Annotated in this window: 17 protein-coding genes and 1 other RNA gene; 8 read left to right on the plus strand and 10 right to left on the minus strand. The window is 49.9% G+C overall.

Features of this window, described 5'->3' with window-relative positions; translation table 11 throughout:
• Nucleotides 1-4: 4 nt before the first annotated feature.
• Both B8880_RS06660 and htpG read left to right on the plus strand, forming a co-directional pair.
• The gene (locus tag B8880_RS06660) at nucleotides 5-1,783 is read left to right on the plus strand and encodes an ABC transporter ATP-binding protein/permease (protein ID WP_084256838.1); all 1,779 of its coding nucleotides are present in this window, start codon (nucleotides 5-7) and stop codon (nucleotides 1,781-1,783) included.
• A gap of 272 nt (nucleotides 1,784-2,055) precedes the next feature.
• Nucleotides 2,056-3,942 (plus strand): molecular chaperone HtpG, encoded by a 1,887-nt coding sequence (gene htpG, locus B8880_RS06665; RefSeq protein WP_084256839.1) that lies wholly within the window; start codon nucleotides 2,056-2,058, stop codon nucleotides 3,940-3,942.
• Nucleotides 3,943-4,042: 100 nt separating this feature from the next.
• Here htpG and B8880_RS06670 read toward each other — a convergent pair whose 3' ends face one another.
• Genes B8880_RS06670 through B8880_RS06685 form a run of 4 tightly spaced genes read right to left on the minus strand, consistent with a single transcriptional unit; the run spans nucleotide 4,043 to nucleotide 6,991 of the window.
• Nucleotides 4,043-4,999, minus strand: a complete 957-nt coding sequence (locus tag B8880_RS06670) for a phosphatidate cytidylyltransferase (RefSeq protein WP_084256840.1) — start codon at nucleotides 4,997-4,999, stop codon at nucleotides 4,043-4,045.
• A 9-nt stretch (nucleotides 5,000-5,008) separates the two neighbouring features.
• Complete coding sequence (locus tag B8880_RS06675; protein WP_084256841.1) at nucleotides 5,009-5,620, minus strand: lysophospholipid acyltransferase family protein; 612 nt, start codon at nucleotides 5,618-5,620, stop codon at nucleotides 5,009-5,011.
• The gene (locus tag B8880_RS06680) at nucleotides 5,617-6,258 is read right to left on the minus strand and encodes a CDP-alcohol phosphatidyltransferase family protein (protein WP_208610892.1); all 642 of its coding nucleotides are present in this window, start codon (nucleotides 6,256-6,258) and stop codon (nucleotides 5,617-5,619) included. The genes B8880_RS06675 and B8880_RS06680 overlap by 4 nt, the downstream gene beginning before the upstream one ends.
• Before the next feature lie 13 nt (nucleotides 6,259-6,271).
• Nucleotides 6,272-6,991: a 4'-phosphopantetheinyl transferase family protein gene (locus tag B8880_RS06685; protein WP_084256843.1), complete on the minus strand. Its 720-nt coding sequence runs from the start codon at nucleotides 6,989-6,991 to the stop codon at nucleotides 6,272-6,274.
• 152 nt (nucleotides 6,992-7,143) lie between these two features.
• Here B8880_RS06685 and B8880_RS06690 point away from each other — a divergent pair, with 152 nt between their 5' ends.
• Both B8880_RS06690 and B8880_RS06695 read left to right on the plus strand, forming a co-directional pair.
• The gene (locus tag B8880_RS06690; RefSeq protein WP_159460732.1) at nucleotides 7,144-7,803 is read left to right on the plus strand and encodes an AzlC family ABC transporter permease; all 660 of its coding nucleotides are present in this window, start codon (nucleotides 7,144-7,146) and stop codon (nucleotides 7,801-7,803) included.
• Nucleotides 7,803-8,129: an AzlD domain-containing protein gene (locus B8880_RS06695; protein ID WP_084256845.1), complete on the plus strand. Its 327-nt coding sequence runs from the start codon at nucleotides 7,803-7,805 to the stop codon at nucleotides 8,127-8,129. Before B8880_RS06690 ends, B8880_RS06695 begins: the two co-directional genes overlap by 1 nt.
• Nucleotides 8,130-8,222: 93 nt before the next feature.
• Here B8880_RS06695 and icd read toward each other — a convergent pair whose 3' ends face one another.
• The gene (gene icd, locus B8880_RS06700) at nucleotides 8,223-9,473 is read right to left on the minus strand and encodes an NADP-dependent isocitrate dehydrogenase (RefSeq protein ID WP_084256846.1); all 1,251 of its coding nucleotides are present in this window, start codon (nucleotides 9,471-9,473) and stop codon (nucleotides 8,223-8,225) included.
• A 146-nt stretch (nucleotides 9,474-9,619) separates the two neighbouring features.
• On the opposite strand from icd, the gene B8880_RS06705 reads away from it, so the two are divergent.
• Both B8880_RS06705 and B8880_RS06710 read left to right on the plus strand, forming a co-directional pair.
• On the plus strand, nucleotides 9,620-10,300 hold the full coding sequence (locus B8880_RS06705) for a pseudouridine synthase (RefSeq protein ID WP_084256847.1): 681 nt from the start codon (nucleotides 9,620-9,622) through the stop codon (nucleotides 10,298-10,300).
• A 14-nt stretch (nucleotides 10,301-10,314) separates the two neighbouring features.
• Nucleotides 10,315-10,773: an NUDIX hydrolase gene (locus B8880_RS06710; RefSeq protein WP_084256848.1), complete on the plus strand. Its 459-nt coding sequence runs from the start codon at nucleotides 10,315-10,317 to the stop codon at nucleotides 10,771-10,773.
• Between the two features lie 256 nt (nucleotides 10,774-11,029).
• On the opposite strand, the gene B8880_RS06715 is transcribed toward B8880_RS06710, so the two are convergent.
• The 3 genes from B8880_RS06715 to cysZ all read right to left on the minus strand — a co-directional run bounded on the left by B8880_RS06715 (nucleotide 11,030) and on the right by cysZ (nucleotide 13,816).
• Complete coding sequence (locus tag B8880_RS06715; protein WP_084256849.1) at nucleotides 11,030-11,638, minus strand: YagU family protein; 609 nt, start codon at nucleotides 11,636-11,638, stop codon at nucleotides 11,030-11,032.
• Between the two features lie 231 nt (nucleotides 11,639-11,869).
• Nucleotides 11,870-12,820 (minus strand): cysteine synthase A, encoded by a 951-nt coding sequence (cysK, locus tag B8880_RS06720; RefSeq protein ID WP_084256850.1) that lies wholly within the window; start codon nucleotides 12,818-12,820, stop codon nucleotides 11,870-11,872.
• Nucleotides 12,821-12,955: 135 nt separating this feature from the next.
• Nucleotides 12,956-13,816, minus strand: a complete 861-nt coding sequence (gene cysZ / locus B8880_RS06725; protein ID WP_084256851.1) for a sulfate transporter CysZ — start codon at nucleotides 13,814-13,816, stop codon at nucleotides 12,956-12,958.
• A 249-nt stretch (nucleotides 13,817-14,065) separates the two neighbouring features.
• On the opposite strand from cysZ, the gene zipA reads away from it, so the two are divergent.
• Nucleotides 14,066-15,187 (plus strand): cell division protein ZipA, encoded by a 1,122-nt coding sequence (gene zipA / locus B8880_RS06730; RefSeq protein WP_084256852.1) that lies wholly within the window; start codon nucleotides 14,066-14,068, stop codon nucleotides 15,185-15,187.
• 69 nt (nucleotides 15,188-15,256) lie between these two features.
• Nucleotides 15,257-17,281: an NAD-dependent DNA ligase LigA gene (ligA, locus tag B8880_RS06735; protein WP_115306336.1), complete on the plus strand. Its 2,025-nt coding sequence runs from the start codon at nucleotides 15,257-15,259 to the stop codon at nucleotides 17,279-17,281.
• A 53-nt stretch (nucleotides 17,282-17,334) separates the two neighbouring features.
• Here ligA and B8880_RS06740 read toward each other — a convergent pair whose 3' ends face one another.
• Both B8880_RS06740 and ssrS read right to left on the minus strand, forming a co-directional pair.
• On the minus strand, nucleotides 17,335-17,907 hold the full coding sequence (locus B8880_RS06740) for a 5-formyltetrahydrofolate cyclo-ligase (RefSeq protein WP_084256854.1): 573 nt from the start codon (nucleotides 17,905-17,907) through the stop codon (nucleotides 17,335-17,337).
• A gap of 58 nt (nucleotides 17,908-17,965) precedes the next feature.
• Nucleotides 17,966-18,148, minus strand: a non-coding RNA gene (ssrS, locus tag B8880_RS06745) — 6S RNA.
• Nucleotides 18,149-18,187 lie beyond the last annotated feature (39 nt).

Here is an 18,187-nt window from a genome sequence, read left to right on the forward strand (position 1 = left end):
TATTATGAACTGGCAACAAGAATTTTTTGACTCCGCCGTTTGGCTGGCACAAGCTTTTATCGGCAGTATCCTGTTTTTAGTGACACTGGCGTTTTTATTGATCAAAATCAGCCGCTGGGGCAAACAATTTTGGCAACTGGCCGCCGACTACATTGATCCCAAAACCAACCTCAAAGCCATTATGCTGTTTTTGGTGATCGTTTTATTATCGCTAATGGCCGTGCGCCTAAACGTCGTGATCTCGAATTGGTACAATATAATGTACGGATCGCTGCAAGATCTGAACGCACCGCTCTTTTGGCAGATGATGGCGGTATTCGGCGTGCTCGCCATCATCAACGTGGTACTGGTTTTAAGCAAGTATTACCTGTCGCAACGTTTTACCATTAACTGGCGCACCACCCTGAACCGCACTTTTGTCGAACGCTGGACGGCAAACCGCACTTATTACAAAACGCAATACAGCTACAATCGCTTGGACAACCCCGATCAACGGATTCAACAGGATATCCAATCGTTTGTATCCAGCTCGCTCAGTTTTTCCACCGGCTTAATCAGTGCAGTCACATCGATTATCGCCTTTACCATTTTGCTTTGGAAACTCTCCGGCTCGATTGCACTTTTCGGCGTGGAAATTCCGCACGGCATGGTCTTTGTTGTCTTCGGCTATGTGTTAATCACCTCGCTGTTCGCCTTTAAATTAGGGCGACCGTTGATTGCGCTCAATTTCTTAAATGAAAAACTCAACGCCAACTACCGTTATTCACTGATTCGGGTAAAAGAGTATGCGGAAAGCATCGCCTTTTACGGCGGTGAAAAAAGCGAACGCAGCACCTTGTTCAGCCAGTTTGAGAAAGTGATCGGTAACGTATGGCAAATCGTGTATCGCAGCCTGAAATTCTCCGGATTTAATCTGGTCGTCAGCCAAACTTCGGTGGTGTTTCCGTTTTTGATTCAAGCCGGCCGTTTTTTCAGCAAGCAGATTTCGCTCGGCGACTTAATGCAAACGGTCAATGTGTTCGGCAAACTGCACGACAGCCTGTCGTTTTTCCGCACCTCCTATGACGAGTTCGCCGCTTACAAAGCCACGCTCGACCGTCTAACCGGCTTCAACAGTGCAATGCGCAACGCTGAACAACTGCCGATGCCGACAATCAGCGCACACCCTAGCCATTTGCAGGTTACTAACCTGACGGTTAAAACGCCGGCGCAGACGCCGTTGATCAAAGGATTGAATCTGGACATTGCGCCGCAAACCCATTTACTGATTCAAGGGCCGTCCGGCGTCGGTAAAACCACGCTGTTGCGCACGCTGGCAGGGTTGTGGGCATATGCCGACGGCGAAATTGCCGCACCAAGCAATGCGCTGTTCCTGTCACAAAAACCGTATTTGCCGCAAGGCAGTTTGTTAGACGCGCTGTATTATCCCGACACACCGCCGCAAAAATCAGACTATCAACATGAACAATCGGTGTTGCAAAAAGTGGCGTTAGCGCATTTAAGCGATAAATTGACGGAGCGCAATGAATGGACGCAGATTTTATCCCTCGGCGAACAACAGCGGGTTGCCTTTGCCCGTTTATTGCTGAACCAACCGCAAGTGGTGTTTTTAGACGAAGCCAGCGCCAGCATGGACGAAGGGTTGGAAGATGCGATGTACCGTCTGTTGCAACAAGAACTGCCGGACAGTACTATTATCAGCGTCGGCCACCGCTCTACCTTGAAGCGTTTCCATAACAGCCTGCTGCATATTGAACAAGACGGCGGTTGGCGGTTAGAGTAAATTTGCGCTAAGTGCGGTTTGGACTTGGTTTGAACCGCACTTTGCTTTTGGTATTCGTTACTTTCATTCATCTAAAAATCGGTCGCCATCGGCGAAGCTCGATAGCTAAATTTTAGATGAAAGTAAAAAGACAAAGTACTATCGCGCAAATCGAAAAAGCGATAGTGATAAAAAAAGCAAACTGCGGTTTACGCCCCTTGAAATCCAATCAACCGCTCCCATATCTATCTCATTCGATTTATGTTTAACCAATAGAAAAACAGGAAATAACAATGAGCACCAATCAAGAAACTCGTGGTTTTCAATCTGAAGTCAAACAGTTACTGCAACTGATGATTCACTCCCTCTATTCCAACAAAGAAATTTTCCTGCGCGAGCTGATCTCCAACGCCTCCGACGCAGCGGATAAATTGCGCTTCAAAGCCCTGTCCGCACCGGAATTGTACGAAGGCGACGGCGATCTGAAAGTGCGGGTCAGCGCCGATAAAGACAAAGGTACGCTGACCATCAGCGACAACGGCATCGGTATGAACCGCGAACAAATCATCGACCACCTCGGCACGATTGCCAAATCCGGCACCAAAGAATTCTTAAGCAGCCTAGGTAGCGATCAAGCCAAAGACAGCAAACTGATCGGACAATTCGGCGTGGGCTTCTACTCTGCCTTTATCGTTGCCGACAAAGTCATCGTAAAAAGCCGTGCCGCCGGTGAAAGTGCGGTTCAGGGCGTGTTGTGGCAGTCTGCCGGCGAAGGCGAATATGAGGTCGCCGACATCGAAAAAGCCGAACGCGGCACCGAGATCACCTTGCACCTGCGTGACGACGAAAAAGAATTTTTGGACGACTGGCGTTTGCGCCAAATCATCAGCAAGTATTCCGACCATATCGACCTGCCGGTAGAGTTGCTGGTCAAAGAGTTCGATGACGAAGGCAAAGAAAGCGGCGTGAAATGGGAAAAAATCAACAAAGCGCAAGCCTTGTGGACACGCAATAAAGCCGACATCAGCGACGATGAATATAAAGAGTTCTATAAGCACATCAGCCATGACTTCAGCGATCCGCTATTGTGGGCGCACAACCGCGTCGAGGGCAAACAAGAGTACACCAGCCTGCTCTATCTGCCGGAAAAAGCCCCTTGGGATCTGTTCAACCGCGAACACAAACACGGCTTGAAACTATATGTGCAACGGGTGTTTATCATGGACGATGCCGAGCAGTTTATGCCGAACTACCTGCGTTTTGTCAAAGGCTTGATCGATTCCAACGATCTGCCGTTGAATGTCTCGCGTGAAATTCTGCAAGACAACAAAGTCACCGCCGCGCTGCGCAAAGCCCTGACCAAACGTGCCTTGGGCATGATTGAAAAATTGGCGAAAGATGAAGATAAACAAAAATACCAAAACTTCTGGCAAGAGTTCGGTTTGGTGCTGAAAGAGGGTTTGGCGGAAGATCACGCCAATCAGCAAGAGATCGCCAAACTGTTGCGTTTCGCTTCCACCCACAACGACAGCAGCGAACAAAACGTGTCGCTGGAAGCGTATGTGGCACGCATGAAAGAGGGGCAAAAAGCGATTTATTACATCACCGCCGACAGCTATGTCGCCGCCAAAAACAGCCCGCACTTAGAGCTGTTTAATAAAAAAGGCATCGAAGTATTACTGCTGTCCGACCGCATCGACGAGTGGGTGTTGGGTTACTTCAACGAATTTGACGGCAAACCGCTGCAATCGGTCACCAAATCCGACTTGGATCTGGGCGACTTAGCCGATAAAGAGCAGGAAGAGAGCCATAAAGCGCAAGATGAAGCATTCGGTTCGTTTATCGAGCGCGTGAAAGGCTACTTGGGCGAGCGCGTCAAAGATGTGCGCTTGACTCACCGTTTAAGCGATACGCCGGCAATTGTCTCCACCGACAACGATCAGATGACCACGCAAATGGCAAAACTGTTCGCTGCCGCCGGACAACCGGTGCCGGAAGTGAAATATACCTTTGAGCTGAATCCGGAACACGCGTTAGTTAAGAAAACCGCCGATACCAGCGACGAAACGCAATTCGGCGAATGGATCGAGTTGCTGTTCGATCAAGCGATGCTGTCCGAACGCGGTACATTGGAAAACCCGACGGCGTTTATCAAACGCATCAATAAACTGCTGGCGTAATCTCTTTAAGCCTTAAGTCATAAAGTGCGGTCAAGTCTGATATTTGACCGCACTTTTTAGGGGCTGTTGATGTTTGTTTTATAATTTGAGTTATAGACTATTAAAAATAGGTATAACGCACCAGATGGAAAAACACCGGGGCGGCAAAAAGCACTGAATCGATCCGATCCATAATGCCGCCATGTCCTGAGATCATCACGCCCCAATCTTTTGCGCCCATGCTGCGTTTGACCGCAGACAATGACAAACCGCCGAGAAAGCCACAAATCACTATCACTAACGAAAACAGCGCAGCATAACCGATACTGAACGGCGTGATCCACCAAAGTGCGGTACCGACCGCCACCGCCAACGCACCGCCGCCCAGCAAGCCCTCGACGGTTTTACTCGGGCTGACTTTTGGCGCAAGTTTATGTTTACCAAACAGTTTACCGACCACATACTGAAACACATCACTCAGCTGCACCACAATTAACAGATACATCAACAGCAATAAGCCTTGCCCCTGAAACTCCAAGTTCTGTAACAATAACAGTGCCGGCGCGTAACTGAGGCAGTAAATCGTCAGCATCATGCCCCATTGGATTTTGGTGGTACGTTCGAAAAATGCCTGCGTATCGCCGGATAATGCCTGAATTGCCGGCAGAATCAAGAAACCATACACCGGTAAACACATCACAAATAAGCCGTACCATTCAATCCCGATCAGCCAATATTGCAACGGAATGGCAATATAAAAACAGAACACCAACGCCCAATAATCGGCACGACGGGTTGGGGTCAGGGTGATGAATTCGCGCAAGGCGAAAAACGAGAGCAAGCCGTATAACACTAAGGTTGCCACTTTGCCGAAGATAAAACACAGCACCAAAATCGCCACCATGCCCCACCAAGCGTTAATGCGGTGATTCAGGTTTTCAATCACCTCACCGCTTTTTTTATGCGCCAACCAACGCCCGATCACCGTCGCAATCAGCAATAATGCCAACATTCCGCTCAGTACCCACCAAAATTTGTGCGGAATACGGTTAAGCGTTTCAATCAATACATTCCACATCGGCGACTCCTATTTCGTTGATGGCAGCGGTTGCGATAAGGCAATCACCGCTTGTCTGGCTTGGCGTAAAAATTCGGTTTTATCCCAACTCGGCTCGCATACTAACGGCTCGCCGAAAGTGACCGTACAGCTGAACGGTAGTGGTAAAAACGCCCCTTTCGGCAAGCTACGTTGGGTATTGTCCAAATAGACCGGCACGAGTTCCAATTGCGGGTAACGTTGGCTCAAATGGTACAAACCGGCTTTAAATTCCGCCGGTTTATTTTCCAGCGAACGCGTGCCCTCCGGAAACAGAATCAACGAATCGCCCTGCTCAAGTGCGGTATATAGCGGTTGCAGCGGATCATCGCTTTTGCCCTCGCGATCGATCAGCACCACATTTAAACCACGCTTGGCAATCAAGCCGCGCAGTCCACCTTTATCCCAATAGTCTTTTGCCGCCACCGGGCGAATCTTGCTGCGATATTCCGCGCTGAAAGACGACCAAATCGCCAGCGTGTCTAAATGACTGGTATGGTTGGCAAAATAGAGCCGTTGCTGCGGGCTTGGACGGTTATTGCGCCAATAGGGATACGCACCGATCAGCAATTTGGTTAGTGCCGCTAATAATTTGGTAATCATTGTGACCTCCCTTGTTGCGCCAATTCGGTAGAAATCTGGTGGGTGCGCAACACGCAGGTCAGCAACGAACCGAGCACAATCGTCAGTAATGCCAAGAATAAGGCATATTGGCTCTGCCATTGCAGCCATTCAAATGCGCCGAACAGGCAAGCGGCGGTTAAGACCGCCATGCGCTGCTGTTTTGCCATTGGACCGCTAAAACGTTGTTCCAATCCCAACGAGCCGCCGAGTACACGGATATAGGCGGTAATCGCCGCCAACAGTGCGCCCAGCCAACCGAGCCATGCCAGCCCGACGGCAAAGCCGAGTGCCAGAATCAACACCGAATCCGCCACCCGATCGGGAATTTCATTGTACAGCGCACCGTTGGCGGTTTTTTTACCGCCCTCCACCGCCACCATGCCGTCGAATAAATTACACAGTAAACGCAGTTGGATCAAAAGTGCGGTCAGGATCAAGCCGAAAGTGTTGGGTAAAAACGCCAGTAATACTGCGCCGAGTAAGGCAAATACGATACTCAGCAGGGAGATCTGATTCGGGGTCGGGGTATTGCGTTGCGCCAGTTTTTTGGCGAACGCCTGCGCCCAGCGGCTGTTGCGCACCGCCAACGGTCGGCGGTTTTTCTCGTTCTCGCTCATCATTATTCCTTATCTAATTGACTTGATAAATCAGCTGTTTTGTCAAGTTAGCAGAATTCATGTCATCGTGCCAAGCAAAAAGTTGCGGCGCTTTTTCATTGTCTTGTTGTAAAAAATAGGCGAGATAAAACGGTAATTCGTCGCTAAAAAACAGCTTGCCTTGCGGCGCATAGGCACATTCGATCTGTAACCTGTCCGGGCGGTGGATCACCGAGCGCAGTTTGACAATCCCGACCCCTTGCGATTTCAATACCGCTTCGCGCGGACACCAAGTGCGGTAAAATGCCGCTTCGGCATATGGTTGTTCGGCGAACCAGCGTTGCTCCTGCTCGGAGGCATAAAAGCGCAGCAAGCCGTTAAAATTGCGTGTTTTTTGCGGGCTTTCGATATCAATCGCCACCGCAACCGCACTTTCGCCTTGCTCGGCAATCGCAATCACCACCGCCACCCAATCCGCCGAGTGGCTGATATTAAAATCAATCTGCGGCGTGGCGGCAAAATAGGGGCGACCGCTGGCGGTGCGCTGAATTTGCGTTAGCAATTCTAACGGTTGTTGGAAATGCGCCAATAGTTTGGCCAGTAAAAAATGCGCCAGAATACTGCACCGCCGCCGTTGCTGCCTGCGGGCATTACTGCCGTCAGCCGCTTGCAGCAGATGAGCGGGCAAATACTTTTCCAGCTCGGACAACGGCGGCATTTGCGCCAAATTTCCCCAAATAACCGCTCTTTGCATGCCGTTTTCCCCAATTGATTAATGACAAGGTGACTTGATTTGATTAGACTAGCTTTTTATTGACAAAATAACAATATTCGCAAAACAACAGCAACATGAAAACCTCTGCTCCCGCAACATCAAATCAACAGACGTGGATCGCGTTAATCAAAATGACATTGCCCATTGCCATGGGTTATTACGCTGCCGGCATTGCCTACGGCATTCTCGGCGTTAGCGCCGGCTTACCGCTGTGGCTTGTGGTCTTGCTGAGCGTGCTGGTGTATTCCGGCGCGGCGCAATATGCCGCAATACCGCTCTTTGCCTCTGCCGCCGGCTTTTTTCCGCTCGTGATCAGCACGCTGCTGATCAGCCTGCGCCAAATTTTTTATACGTTGGCATTGCATCAGGATCTGCCGAAACACGGGTTAAAACGCTGGTACGCCACCGCGGCGATCACCGATGAAAGTTACGCTCTGCTATCCAGCCAAGACAGAAACCAGCGCCAAAACAACGTTACCCGCATTAACTTGTTGTGCCAGTTTTACTGGGTATCCGCTTCGCTGATCGGCGCCCTGCTCGGCGCGGAGCTGGCCGGTGCGATACCGCACTTGGCTTTTGCCCTGCCGTGCCTGTTTATTATTTTGGCTTATGAGCAATATCGCCAAGTGCGGCAAATTTCACCGATTTTTCTTGCCTTAATCGCTTTTATTGCTGCCAAAATTTTTGCCGCCGATTGGGTAATGTTAGCTGCTATTTTGGGCTGCATTTTCGTGATTTTAATCCGCTATAACCTGCAATTGAACGACAAGTTACACAAGGAAAGCCGTTGATGACGACACCTGATATTTTACTGACGTTATTCGGCATGGCGGCGGCGATTTTTCTCTGCCGTGCGCTACCGCTCTTTTTGCCGCAACGCTGGTTACAGCTCGGCTGGCTGCAAAGCCTGAACCAAACCTTACCGCTCTGTATCATGCTGATTTTGCTGTTCGCCAGCCTCAGCGTGCCCACCGCACTTTCCGCCGATTTTTCCGCCTTGTTGTTTGAAAGCGCTGCGCTCGTCGTGGTGCTACTCAGCTATATGTGGCTGCGCAACACCTTACTAAGCGTGATACTCGGCGTGGTGAGTGTCAATTTGCTGTATCTGTTGGGCTAATCCGCCACGCTATCCTTAATCTGATACCAAATCCCACAACAAAAAAGCCACAACCCGATTAATCGAATTGTGGCTGCTGTCTGCCGTCGGAAATTACATATTATCCACAATATCCTGTGCGAATTCGGAACATCTGCGCAACGTTGCGCCGTCCATCAGGCGCTCGAAATCGTAGGTGACGGTTTTGTTGGAAATCGCTTTTTCCATGCCGCTGACCACCAAGTCCGCCGCTTCGACCCACCCTAAATGGCGTAACATCATTTCGCCGCTCAGAATCAAAGACCCCGGATTGACTTTGTCTTGTCCGGCATATTTCGGCGCAGTGCCGTGCGTGGCTTCGAAAATAGCGCATTCGTCACCGATATTCGCCCCCGGGGCGATGCCGATTCCGCCCACTTGCGCCGCCAACGCATCGGAAATATAGTCGCCGTTCAGGTTCATGGTAGCGATTACGTCATACTCTTTCGGGCGTAGTAAGATTTGTTGCAGGAACGCATCGGCGATAACGTCGTTGACGGTGATGGTTTTACCGCTCTTCGGATTTTTGAAACTCATCCACGGTCCGCCGTCTAACAGCTCTGCGCCAAATTCTTCTTTGGCAACCTCATAGCCCCAGCTTTTGAATGCGCCTTCGGTGAATTTCATGATGTTGCCTTTATGCACCAGCGTGACCACTTCACGATCGTTGTCGATCGCATATTGGATCGCCGCGCGCACCAAGCGTTGCGTTCCGGCTTTTGAAGTCGGTTTGATACCGATGCCGCACTCGTCGGTGAAACGGATTTTAGTGACGCCCATCTGTTTGGTCAGGAAATCAATCACTTTCTCCGCTTCCGGCGTACCTGCCCGCCATTCGACACCGGCATAAATATCTTCGGAATTTTCACGGAAAATCACCATATCGGTATATTCCGGATGCTTCAACGGACTCGGCGTGCCGTCATAGTAACGCACCGGCCGCAAACAGATATACAAATCCAGCAATTGGCGCAACGCCACGTTTAACGAACGGATACCGCCACCGATCGGCGTGGTCAACGGCCCTTTAATCGCCACCCGATATGCTTTAATCAAATCCAGCGTTTCTTGCGGCAACCACTCGTTTTCACCGTACACTTTGGTTGATTTTTCGCCGGTGTACACTTCCATCCACTCGATTTTGCGCGCACCGCCGTAGGCTTTTGCCACCGCCGCGTCCAGCACCAAACGCATTGCCGGCGTCACGTCAACGCCGATTCCGTCCCCTTCGATAAACGGAATGATCGGATTATTCGGCACATTTAACCGCCCGTTTTCCAGCGTAATTTTGGTTCCTTGCGTAGGGACAACGACTTTACTTTGCATATCTGCTCCTTTATTCCGTTTTTTGGTGAGGGTTATCGTCGATAAAAATATACTATCTTCAAGCGTTAAGATAGTATAGCTTTTCTCAGATTATTTCTTTTATTCATATCACACTTTAACAAAATATTTAATAATTTTTTAACATTATGCGCAAATCCAACACCTCGAACCGCACTTTCCGCAAACCTGAGTTCTGCAAATCCAAGCCGCATTCAGGTCGCCAACCTGCCGTCACCCTCAGTGCCGCGCAAACCGAAGTGGTTTTATTTAACAAACCGTTCGACGTGTTGACCCAGTTCAGCGACGATCAACAGCGCCGAACCTTAAAGGATTACATTGCACTGAAAGCGGTATATCCTGCCGGACGTTTGGATCGCGACAGCGAAGGCTTGCTGCTGCTGACCAACAACGGCAAGTTGCAACACCGGTTGACCGATCCGAAGTTTAAATTGGCAAAAACCTATTGGGTGCAAGTGGAAAATATCCCCGATGAAACCGCACTTTGCGCCTTGCGGCAGGGGGTGATGTTAAACGACGGCAAAACCTTGCCTGCCAAAGTGCGGTTGATCCCCGAACCGACGGGATTATGGGAGCGCATTCCACCGATTCGGCAACGGAAAAGCATTCCGACCTGCTGGTTGGAGCTGCAAATCCACGAAGGCCGTAATCGCCAAGTACGGCGCATGACCGCCCATATCGGCTGCCCGACCCTGCGTTTAATCCGCGCCGAAACCGCCGGTTTTAACTTGTACGGGTTAAACAGCGGTGAATACCGTACGTTGAGCGAAGCGGAAAAAGTGCGGTTGTTCAAACAACTTAATTTATAATTCAAGAGGTTAGCATGCATAAACCGAATATTACCCTCGCCTGTGTCGTCCACTGCCAAGGAAAATTTCTCTTTGTCGAAGAATGGGATAACGGTATTTTGACTCTCAACCAACCCGCCGGACATCTGGAGAAAGACGAAAGCCTGCTCGACGGCATGCTGCGTGAATTGTGGGAAGAAACCGGCATTAAAAATGTGCAAATCCGCCATTTACTCAAAATCTATCAATGGCGCGCGCCGGCCGACAATACCGATTTTTTGCGTTTTACTTTTGTGTTGGAATTGGAACAGTGCTGCGCAATCACCCCGCACGACAGCGATATTATTCGCGGCTTATGGTTAAGCCGGCAAGAATTTCAGGATTATATCCGACAGCCCGGACAAGGCGCGAGAAGTCCGTTAGTGATTGAATCGGTTGAGGATTATTTTAAAAAACAGTTTTATCCTTCAACATTGCTGCATAATTTTTCTTAAAATGTGATCCAGATCACAAAAATAGCTGTATAATAGCTGCGAAAACGTATTTTTAGCGGAGCTTATTATGTCACAAAAAACCAAAAACATGCTTGCCGAAGTCGCTACACTAAGCGTTCTGTTTGGCGTTACCATTGCTTTTACCTTACTCAATGTGATTCGTTACTTACCGTAATTCGACTATTTTTGTAAAAACAAAGCATAAAAAAATCCGGGCAAACGCTCGGATTTTTTGTTTTTCAACCATGCCCGATGGTTAACGGAACGGAGCCTCTAACGGCACTTCCGCATCCGGTTCGTGAGTGATGCGGTTACGCAGATCACGGCGGATCACCTCGATGGTCCAGAACCAGAAGATGTGACCGACCAGTTCGGAAATATGTTCATACAACGGCCATTCTGAAACCGGCGGGGTCAAGCCCAACAGCGGAAAAGTGATGTAGTGCACACAGATATTGGCGACGATACCGGCTGCGATACCTTGCCATAATTTCACTTTCGGGAAGCGTTCGGCGACAATGCAGTAACCGATAGCGAAAACCAATGAGAAAATCATGTGGGTTACACCAATCCAGTTGAACGCATGGTCAGCAAAAGTAAACACCGCTTCGGTCGGATCAATCCCCAAATAGTCACGCAAGAAAACGTGCGGCGGATTCAAAAATGCACGAGAACAAACCTCTAACGCTTGTGACGGATCTTTACAGGCAGAGGTAAATAGATCTAGCGGGCTGCGCGGTGGAAACGGGTGCTCTGCGCCCCATTTGACAAAAGCGGAGATAATTCCGCCGATGATACCGGCAAATAATGCCACACCATAACGGCGGCGGCTCGGATCGGTTTGTTGAAACAACCATTGAAACATAATGTATAACTCCTGAAGATGATATAGCAAGTCAGGCTTGCTGTATGTTATCGGCTATGCTCAGCCTGAGAATAAACGACAACGCCTCTGATTTTTTATCCCGATACTTTCCGCGATATTTCGTTTTTAGCCAACTACCGATACAAAAAATCCCTGAGTTTTCAGCTCAGGGATTCGATTATACTTATTTTTGAGTATAAATTAAATATCAATTTATGTATGTGATTTCAATTAAACATCAATTCCGTCAAAAAGTGCGGTGCTGAGGTAGCGTTCTGAAGCCGACGGAAGAATAACCACAATTAATTTATCGGCGAATTCCGGCAATTTGGCGAGGCGATCCGCAGCTGCCAACGCCGCACCGGAAGAGATTCCGCCGAGAATGCCCTCTTCCGCCATTAAGCGGCGTGCGGTTGCAATCGCGGTTTCGCTGTCAACGGTTTCAACACGGTCAACCAGCGCCAAATCCAGATTTTTCGGAATAAAACCGGCACCGATCCCTTGAATTTTATGCGGACCCGGTTTGACTTCTTCGCCGTTACGGGTTTGCGTGATCACCGGCGATTCAGCCGGTTCGACCGCAACCGAAGTGATCGCTTTGCCGAAATCCTGTTTGATTGCGCGGCTGACACCGGTAATCGTGCCGCCGGTGCCGACACCGGCAACCAGCACGTCCACTTTTCCTTCGGTTGCGTGCCAAATTTCCGGTCCGGTGGTTTGCTGATGAATATTCGGATTCGCCGGATTCTCAAATTGTTTCAAAATGATATAACGGTTCGGATCAGAGGCGGCGATCTCTTCCGCTTTGGCAATCGCCCCTTTCATGCCTTTGGCGCCTTCGGTCAGCACCAAATTAACGCCCAGCCCTTTCAACAAACGTTTACGTTCCAAGCTCATGGTTTCCGGCATGGTCAATGTGATTTTATAACCGCGCGCCGCCGCCACATAAGCCAATGCGATACCGGTATTACCGCTGGTCGCATCGACGATCTCCTTTTCTTTGGTTAACGTACCGTCTTTTTCAGCCTGCCATACCATGTTGGCGCCGATACGGCATTTCACGCTGAAGCTCGGATTACGCGATTCGATTTTGGCTAAGATATTGCCGTTGTTGCCGAAATTTTTTAAACGGACTAACGGTGTGTTACCGATAGTTTGGGAATTATCTGCAAAAATTGTCATGTTAACCTCTGTCTGATCTAATGAACGGTAAAAAACGATGGTTAGAGCATAATCGCTTTTTTAGTAAAAAAGTAATGGTTTATCGTTATACTTTATAACCTGCGGTTATTTGTTGCGATAAAACTCCGCTACTGATTATTGCGATAAATCGCCGCTGCGCCGTTCGGTGCTGACTTGGCTTGACGTGCGGTTTGCCACGACACCGTTGCCGTTGCCGTTGCCGTTGCTGCCGCTGTTCGCATTAAAATCCGGATCCGCCATCGGTCGGTAGTGATCGACCCAAAGTGCGGTTGCGCCGCAAACTGCGACCGGAATAATGATGAAATTCACAAACGGAATAAACGTACACACCGACACCAAACCGCCGAACGTCAGATTCAAGCTGCGTTTTTCCGCCAGTTGGTAACGCATTCGCATAAACGAAATTTTGTGGTTATCAAACGGATAATCGCAATATTGAATCGCCGCCATCCACGCCCCGTATAGAAAAAACAGCGGTGGAATCACGGTTTGTCCGATGCCCGGCACGAAGCTCAAGACGAATAAACCGAGAAATTTCGGAAAGGAATAGACGAACTTCTGCCACTCCCGTCGCAGCATGCGCGGCGTGTCTTTAATTAAATCCATTGCACCCAAATTCTCTTCGCTGCTCTCTCCGGTCAGCAATCTTTCGACTTTTTCCGCCAGAATACCGTTAAACGGTGCGGCAATAAAACCGGCTAATAAGTTGAAAATAAAGAAAAAGATGATCAAGATTGAAATGATCGCCAAGATATAGATCAGATAGCTGATCCAATCAAGCCAGCCGGGCACAAAACTGACCGCCCACAGGGCAAAGCTGCCGATTTGTCCCAGCATCAGCCAAAAAACGGCGACCAACAATACAATATTAATTAAAATCGGCATTACCACGAAACGGCGTAATCCCGGACGGGTGATCAAATGCCAGCCGCGTAAAAAATATTCTAGTCCTTGTCTGAATTCTGATTGAAACATCGTTTATTGCTCTCACTCCGGTTATTGTTGCTTTGCCGGCTCACTATAAGTGACTGTCGGCGTTAAAGCAAATTTAGCCGTAGAAACTTTTCTTTCGCTAAATCGCTCATCAACACGATTTGTCGGTCTAAACATATTCCTTTGCCGAAAAAATATGATAAGCTACCAAAACCGATCTCCGTTTGTGCGTTTTAACAAATCGCCACAAGCATTTATGTAGCAGGAACAACTTTAAAGCATAGGTTCATAATGGATTTACATATCATTTTAATTGTTCTCATCATACTTATTTTGGTTATTCTCGTGGCGCACGGTTTGTGGTCGAGCCGACGCGAAAAATCACAAATGTTTAAGTCTGCGAATACTTTTACCTATGATTCCAGAACCGATGACGCCAAAAAAGCCGAGGGTGTCGATTTGCTTGATCAGCATACGCCGACCGCCGCGTCCAACCTGCCGCCGCAACATTCCGCCGTGCAAACCGCACTAGAACCTGAATACGCCGAGCCCGAAAACACGCTTTCGCCCCAAGCGCCACAGCCGCAAGTGTCGGTGGAACAAGCCGTCAGCAATATCCGGATTACCCTGCCGCAACAAGCGCAGCAACCGCAACAAAGCGCAAGTGCGGTTATGCCAAACAACAGCGGCGCAGAATCCCTTTCCCGTTCTGCATTACTCAACCGCACGATTGCCGATCTGGAGCAGGAAATCGACAGTGAAGAAGGGATTAACACCTCCTCCAGTATTTTGCGTGAAGAACTGGCCAGAGCGACCCAGCAAAACAAAATTATCCTCGCGGAGCCGGCCATTGAAAATGCGCCGATCAGCCCTACCACTGCCGCTGAAAGCGTGCGTGCGCAGCTGAATCCGCAACCGGCAAGCCAAGTAACTCTGCCGACAGCACAAGCCGCCCAAGTCGCCGCCGAAACAGCAAAAACAGAAGAAGCGCAAGTCCATGCCGCAACGCCGGAAAAACCCAAAACCCTGGTGCTGTATGTCGCCTCCTCCTCTAATCAAGGTTTTCAAGGGGTGCAAGTGGTTCAATCATTGGAAAGCCTCGGCTTTTTATTTGGTCAACACAGCTTATACCACCGCCACTTGGATCTGGACAGCAACTCGCCGATTCTGTTCAGCGCCGCCAATATGATGAACCCGGGCATTTTTGATTTGGACAATTTGGCAGACTTCCGCACCGCCGGTTTGGTGCTGTTTATGCACCTGCCGTCACCGGGCAACGATTTGGCCAATTTCCGCCTGCTACTGCGTGCCGCACAAACGTTGGCGGAACAGCTGGGCGGACAAGTCTTAAACGACAAGCGGCAGCCGTTTGACCAAATCTCAAAGGATTACTACTTAACACTGATTAGCTAATCTCCAATTTGCCAGTCCGATCGATAACCTAAACCGCACTTTTGAAAAGTGCGGTCTTTTTTAGAAAATATGATGAATACACAAACCATTTCACACCAAATCGAACAATTGCGCCAACAATTGCGCCACCACGAATATCTGTATCATGTGCTCGATCAACCGCAGCTGCCCGACGCAGAATATGATCGGCTGATGAATCGCTTAAAACAGCTCGAAGCCGACAACCCCGAACTGATTACCGCCGACTCGCCAACCCAACGGGTCGGCGCCAAACCGCTGGCAGGTTTTCGCCAAATCACTCACGAACTGGCGATGTTATCGCTGGATAACGCATTTTCCGATGACGATTTTCATGCGTTCAACCGCCGTATTCAAGAGCGGTTGGGCAACAGCGACGAACTGACCTTTTGCTGCGAACCGAAACTGGACGGCTTGGCGGTCAGTATTTTATACGTCAACGGCGTACTCACCCAAGCGGCAACCCGCGGCGACGGCACCACCGGCGAGGATATCACCGGCAATATCCGCACCATTCGCAATATTCCGCTGCAACTGTTGACCGACACACCGCCGGCTCGGTTGGAAGTGCGCGGTGAGGTGTTTATGCCGCACCACGCCTTCGAACAATTGAATCAAGACGCATTGCAACACGGACAAAAAACCTTTGCCAATCCGCGTAATGCCGCCGCCGGCTCGCTGCGCCAACTGGATCCGAAAATAACCCGCCAGCGCCATTTAAGTTTAAACGCTTACAGCATCGGCATTTCCGAAGGCATCGAACTGCCGCCCACGCATTACGAACGGCTGCAATGGCTGCAATCGATCGGCATTCCGATCAACAAAGAGATCCGCCTGTGCCAAGGCAGCGCCGAAGTGTTGGCATATTATCAACAGATTGCAAAAAAGCGCGATAGTCTGGGCTACGATATCGACGGCACGGTGTTAAAAGTCAATCAGATTGCGCTGCAAACGCAACTGGGCTTTGTTGCCAAAGCGCCGCGTTGGGCAATCGCTTATAAATTTCCGGCACAAGAGCAGTTGACCGTGTTGAACGATGTCGAGTTTCAGGTCGGGCGCACCGGTGCGATCACGCCGGTTGCCAAACTGGAGCCGGTGTTTGTCGCCGGTGTAACCGTCAGCAACGCCACCCTGCATAACGGTGATGAAATCGAACGGCTGGGCGTAGCGATCGGCGACACCGTGATTATCCGCCGTGCCGGCGATGTGATTCCGCAAATCACCGGTGTACTCTTAGAGCGCCGCCCTGCCGATGCCAAACCCATTACCTTTCCGCAGAACTGTCCGGTATGCGGTTCGGCGATTGTACGGATTGACGGTGAAGCAGTCGCGCGCTGCACCGGCGGTCTGTTCTGCGACGCCCAACGCAAAGAAGCGCTGAAACATTTTGTTTCGCGCAAAGCAATGGATATTGACGGCGTGGGCGATAAACTGATCGAGCAGTTGGTTGATCGCGAACTGCTGCACACACCGGCGGATCTGTTCCGTTTGGATCGGATCACCTTAATGCGTTTGGAACGTATGGGGGAAAAATCGGCGCAAAATGCACTGAACAGCTTGGAAAAAGCAAAGAAAACCACGCTGGCACGCTTCATTTTTTCACTCGGCATTCGTGATGTCGGCGAAGCCACCGCACAGAATCTGGCTAACCATTTTAAAACCCTCGAGGCAATCCGTGCCGCTGATCAAGAGCAGTTGAAAGCGGTGCAAGATGTCGGCGACGTGGTTGCCATGCGGGTCTATCTGTTTTGGCAGGAAGAACACAACGTCAGCGTGGTGGACGATTTACTGGCACAAGGGATTCATTGGGACGCCATCGAAGAAAAAGAGATTGGCGATAATCCGTTGAAAGGGAAAAGCGTGGTGCTGACCGGCACGCTGACCCAAATGTCACGCGATCAAGCCAAAGCCTATTTACAACAATTCGGCTGCAAAGTCAGTGGCAGCGTTTCCGCCAAAACCGATTACCTGATCGCCGGCGAAAAAGCCGGTTCCAAATTGGTAAAAGCGCAAGAATTGGGCGTGACAGTGCTGTCGGAGGACGCATTTTTGGCGTTGGTCGGCGAAGTAAAATAGCAGTAAAATAACGATCAGTTGCTAAGGTAATCTGCTTAGAGAATGCGGATTACCTAGCCGACCAAAATCTGTGCCAACGGCACGTCCCACTCTTCAATCGGCAGTTGTTCGACCTCTTGACAGCGGTGCGCCAAGCCGACCGGAAGAAAATTTTTGCGTTGCCAATGCTGCAAAGTGCGGTCATAAAAACCGCCGCCCATACCCAAGCGGTTGCCTTGCTTATCAAACGCCACCAGCGGCGTAAAAATCATATCCAGTTCGGCTTGCGGAATCAGCGTCGTGAGATCCAACGCCGGTTCAGGGATAGAAAACACATTGGCTTGCAGTACCGAATCAGGCTGGTAACGAAAGAACAGCAAATGTCCGGCGGCAAACGGGTGCAGGCGCGGCAAACACACGGTTTTGCCCGCTTGCCACAGTTTTTCAATCAAAAGTGCGGTCGAAACCTCACCGTTAAACGCTAAATACAATGCAATGGTCTGCGCTTTACGCCGTTCGATCAGCGCCAATGCCTGTTCACAAATGCGCCGTTCGGCTTGTTGCTGCTGTTCGATGCTCAACTGTTGCCGCTGCGCCTGCATTCGGCGGCGGATTTGGCGGCGTTGTGCCTGAACCGATGAAGCCATATTCGAAACGATAGTGCCAAGAGTCATAATCGCTGCTTGTGATGAGTAGAAATGAAGAAAGGAACCCGGGGTGCCGTTGCGAATAATCGGTCCTTGAACCCTACGGTTCAAGGGAGCCAGTCATACCGTCTTCAGGCTTCTCGGCCGAACCGAGCATGCACACCGACAGTGGGGGACCGACTCAATAAAATTTAAGTATCGGCTCAGGGACTTAATCCGCTGACGCACACCCCAGGAAATCTGTTAGTTAGATACTAGCTCAATTTGATAAAAAGCACCA

The sequence above is a fragment of the Pasteurella testudinis DSM 23072 genome, from assembly GCF_900176075.1.
Taxonomy (GTDB): domain Bacteria; phylum Pseudomonadota; class Gammaproteobacteria; order Enterobacterales; family Pasteurellaceae; genus Chelonobacter; species Chelonobacter testudinis.

Bases quoted from the DNA above. Each gene is read 5' to 3' on its own strand.
- B8880_RS06685 (WP_084256843.1), bottom strand. From the start codon at position 6,991: ATGCAAAGAGCGGTTATTTGGGGAAATTTGGCGCAAATGCCGCCGTTG.
- cysZ (WP_084256851.1), bottom strand. From the start codon at position 13,816: ATGTTTCAATCAGAATTCAGACAAGGACTAGAATATTTTTTACGCGGC.
- B8880_RS06710 (WP_084256848.1), top strand. From the start codon at position 10,315: ATGCATAAACCGAATATTACCCTCGCCTGTGTCGTCCACTGCCAAGGA.
- B8880_RS06715 (WP_084256849.1), bottom strand. From the start codon at position 11,638: ATGTTTCAATGGTTGTTTCAACAAACCGATCCGAGCCGCCGCCGTTAT.
- ligA (WP_115306336.1), top strand. From the start codon at position 15,257: ATGATGAATACACAAACCATTTCACACCAAATCGAACAATTGCGCCAA.
- B8880_RS06690 (WP_159460732.1), top strand. From the start codon at position 7,144: ATGACATTGCCCATTGCCATGGGTTATTACGCTGCCGGCATTGCCTAC.
- htpG (WP_084256839.1), top strand. From the start codon at position 2,056: ATGAGCACCAATCAAGAAACTCGTGGTTTTCAATCTGAAGTCAAACAG.
- B8880_RS06680 (WP_208610892.1), bottom strand. From the start codon at position 6,258: ATGAGCGAGAACGAGAAAAACCGCCGACCGTTGGCGGTGCGCAACAGC.
- B8880_RS06695 (WP_084256845.1), top strand. From the start codon at position 7,803: ATGACGACACCTGATATTTTACTGACGTTATTCGGCATGGCGGCGGCG.
- B8880_RS06740 (WP_084256854.1), bottom strand. From the start codon at position 17,907: ATGGCTTCATCGGTTCAGGCACAACGCCGCCAAATCCGCCGCCGAATG.
- zipA (WP_084256852.1), top strand. From the start codon at position 14,066: ATGGATTTACATATCATTTTAATTGTTCTCATCATACTTATTTTGGTT.
- B8880_RS06675 (WP_084256841.1), bottom strand. From the start codon at position 5,620: ATGATTACCAAATTATTAGCGGCACTAACCAAATTGCTGATCGGTGCG.
- B8880_RS06660 (WP_084256838.1), top strand. From the start codon at position 5: ATGAACTGGCAACAAGAATTTTTTGACTCCGCCGTTTGGCTGGCACAA.
- B8880_RS06670 (WP_084256840.1), bottom strand. From the start codon at position 4,999: ATGTGGAATGTATTGATTGAAACGCTTAACCGTATTCCGCACAAATTT.
- icd (WP_084256846.1), bottom strand. From the start codon at position 9,473: ATGCAAAGTAAAGTCGTTGTCCCTACGCAAGGAACCAAAATTACGCTG.
- cysK (WP_084256850.1), bottom strand. From the start codon at position 12,820: ATGACAATTTTTGCAGATAATTCCCAAACTATCGGTAACACACCGTTA.
- B8880_RS06705 (WP_084256847.1), top strand. From the start codon at position 9,620: ATGCGCAAATCCAACACCTCGAACCGCACTTTCCGCAAACCTGAGTTC.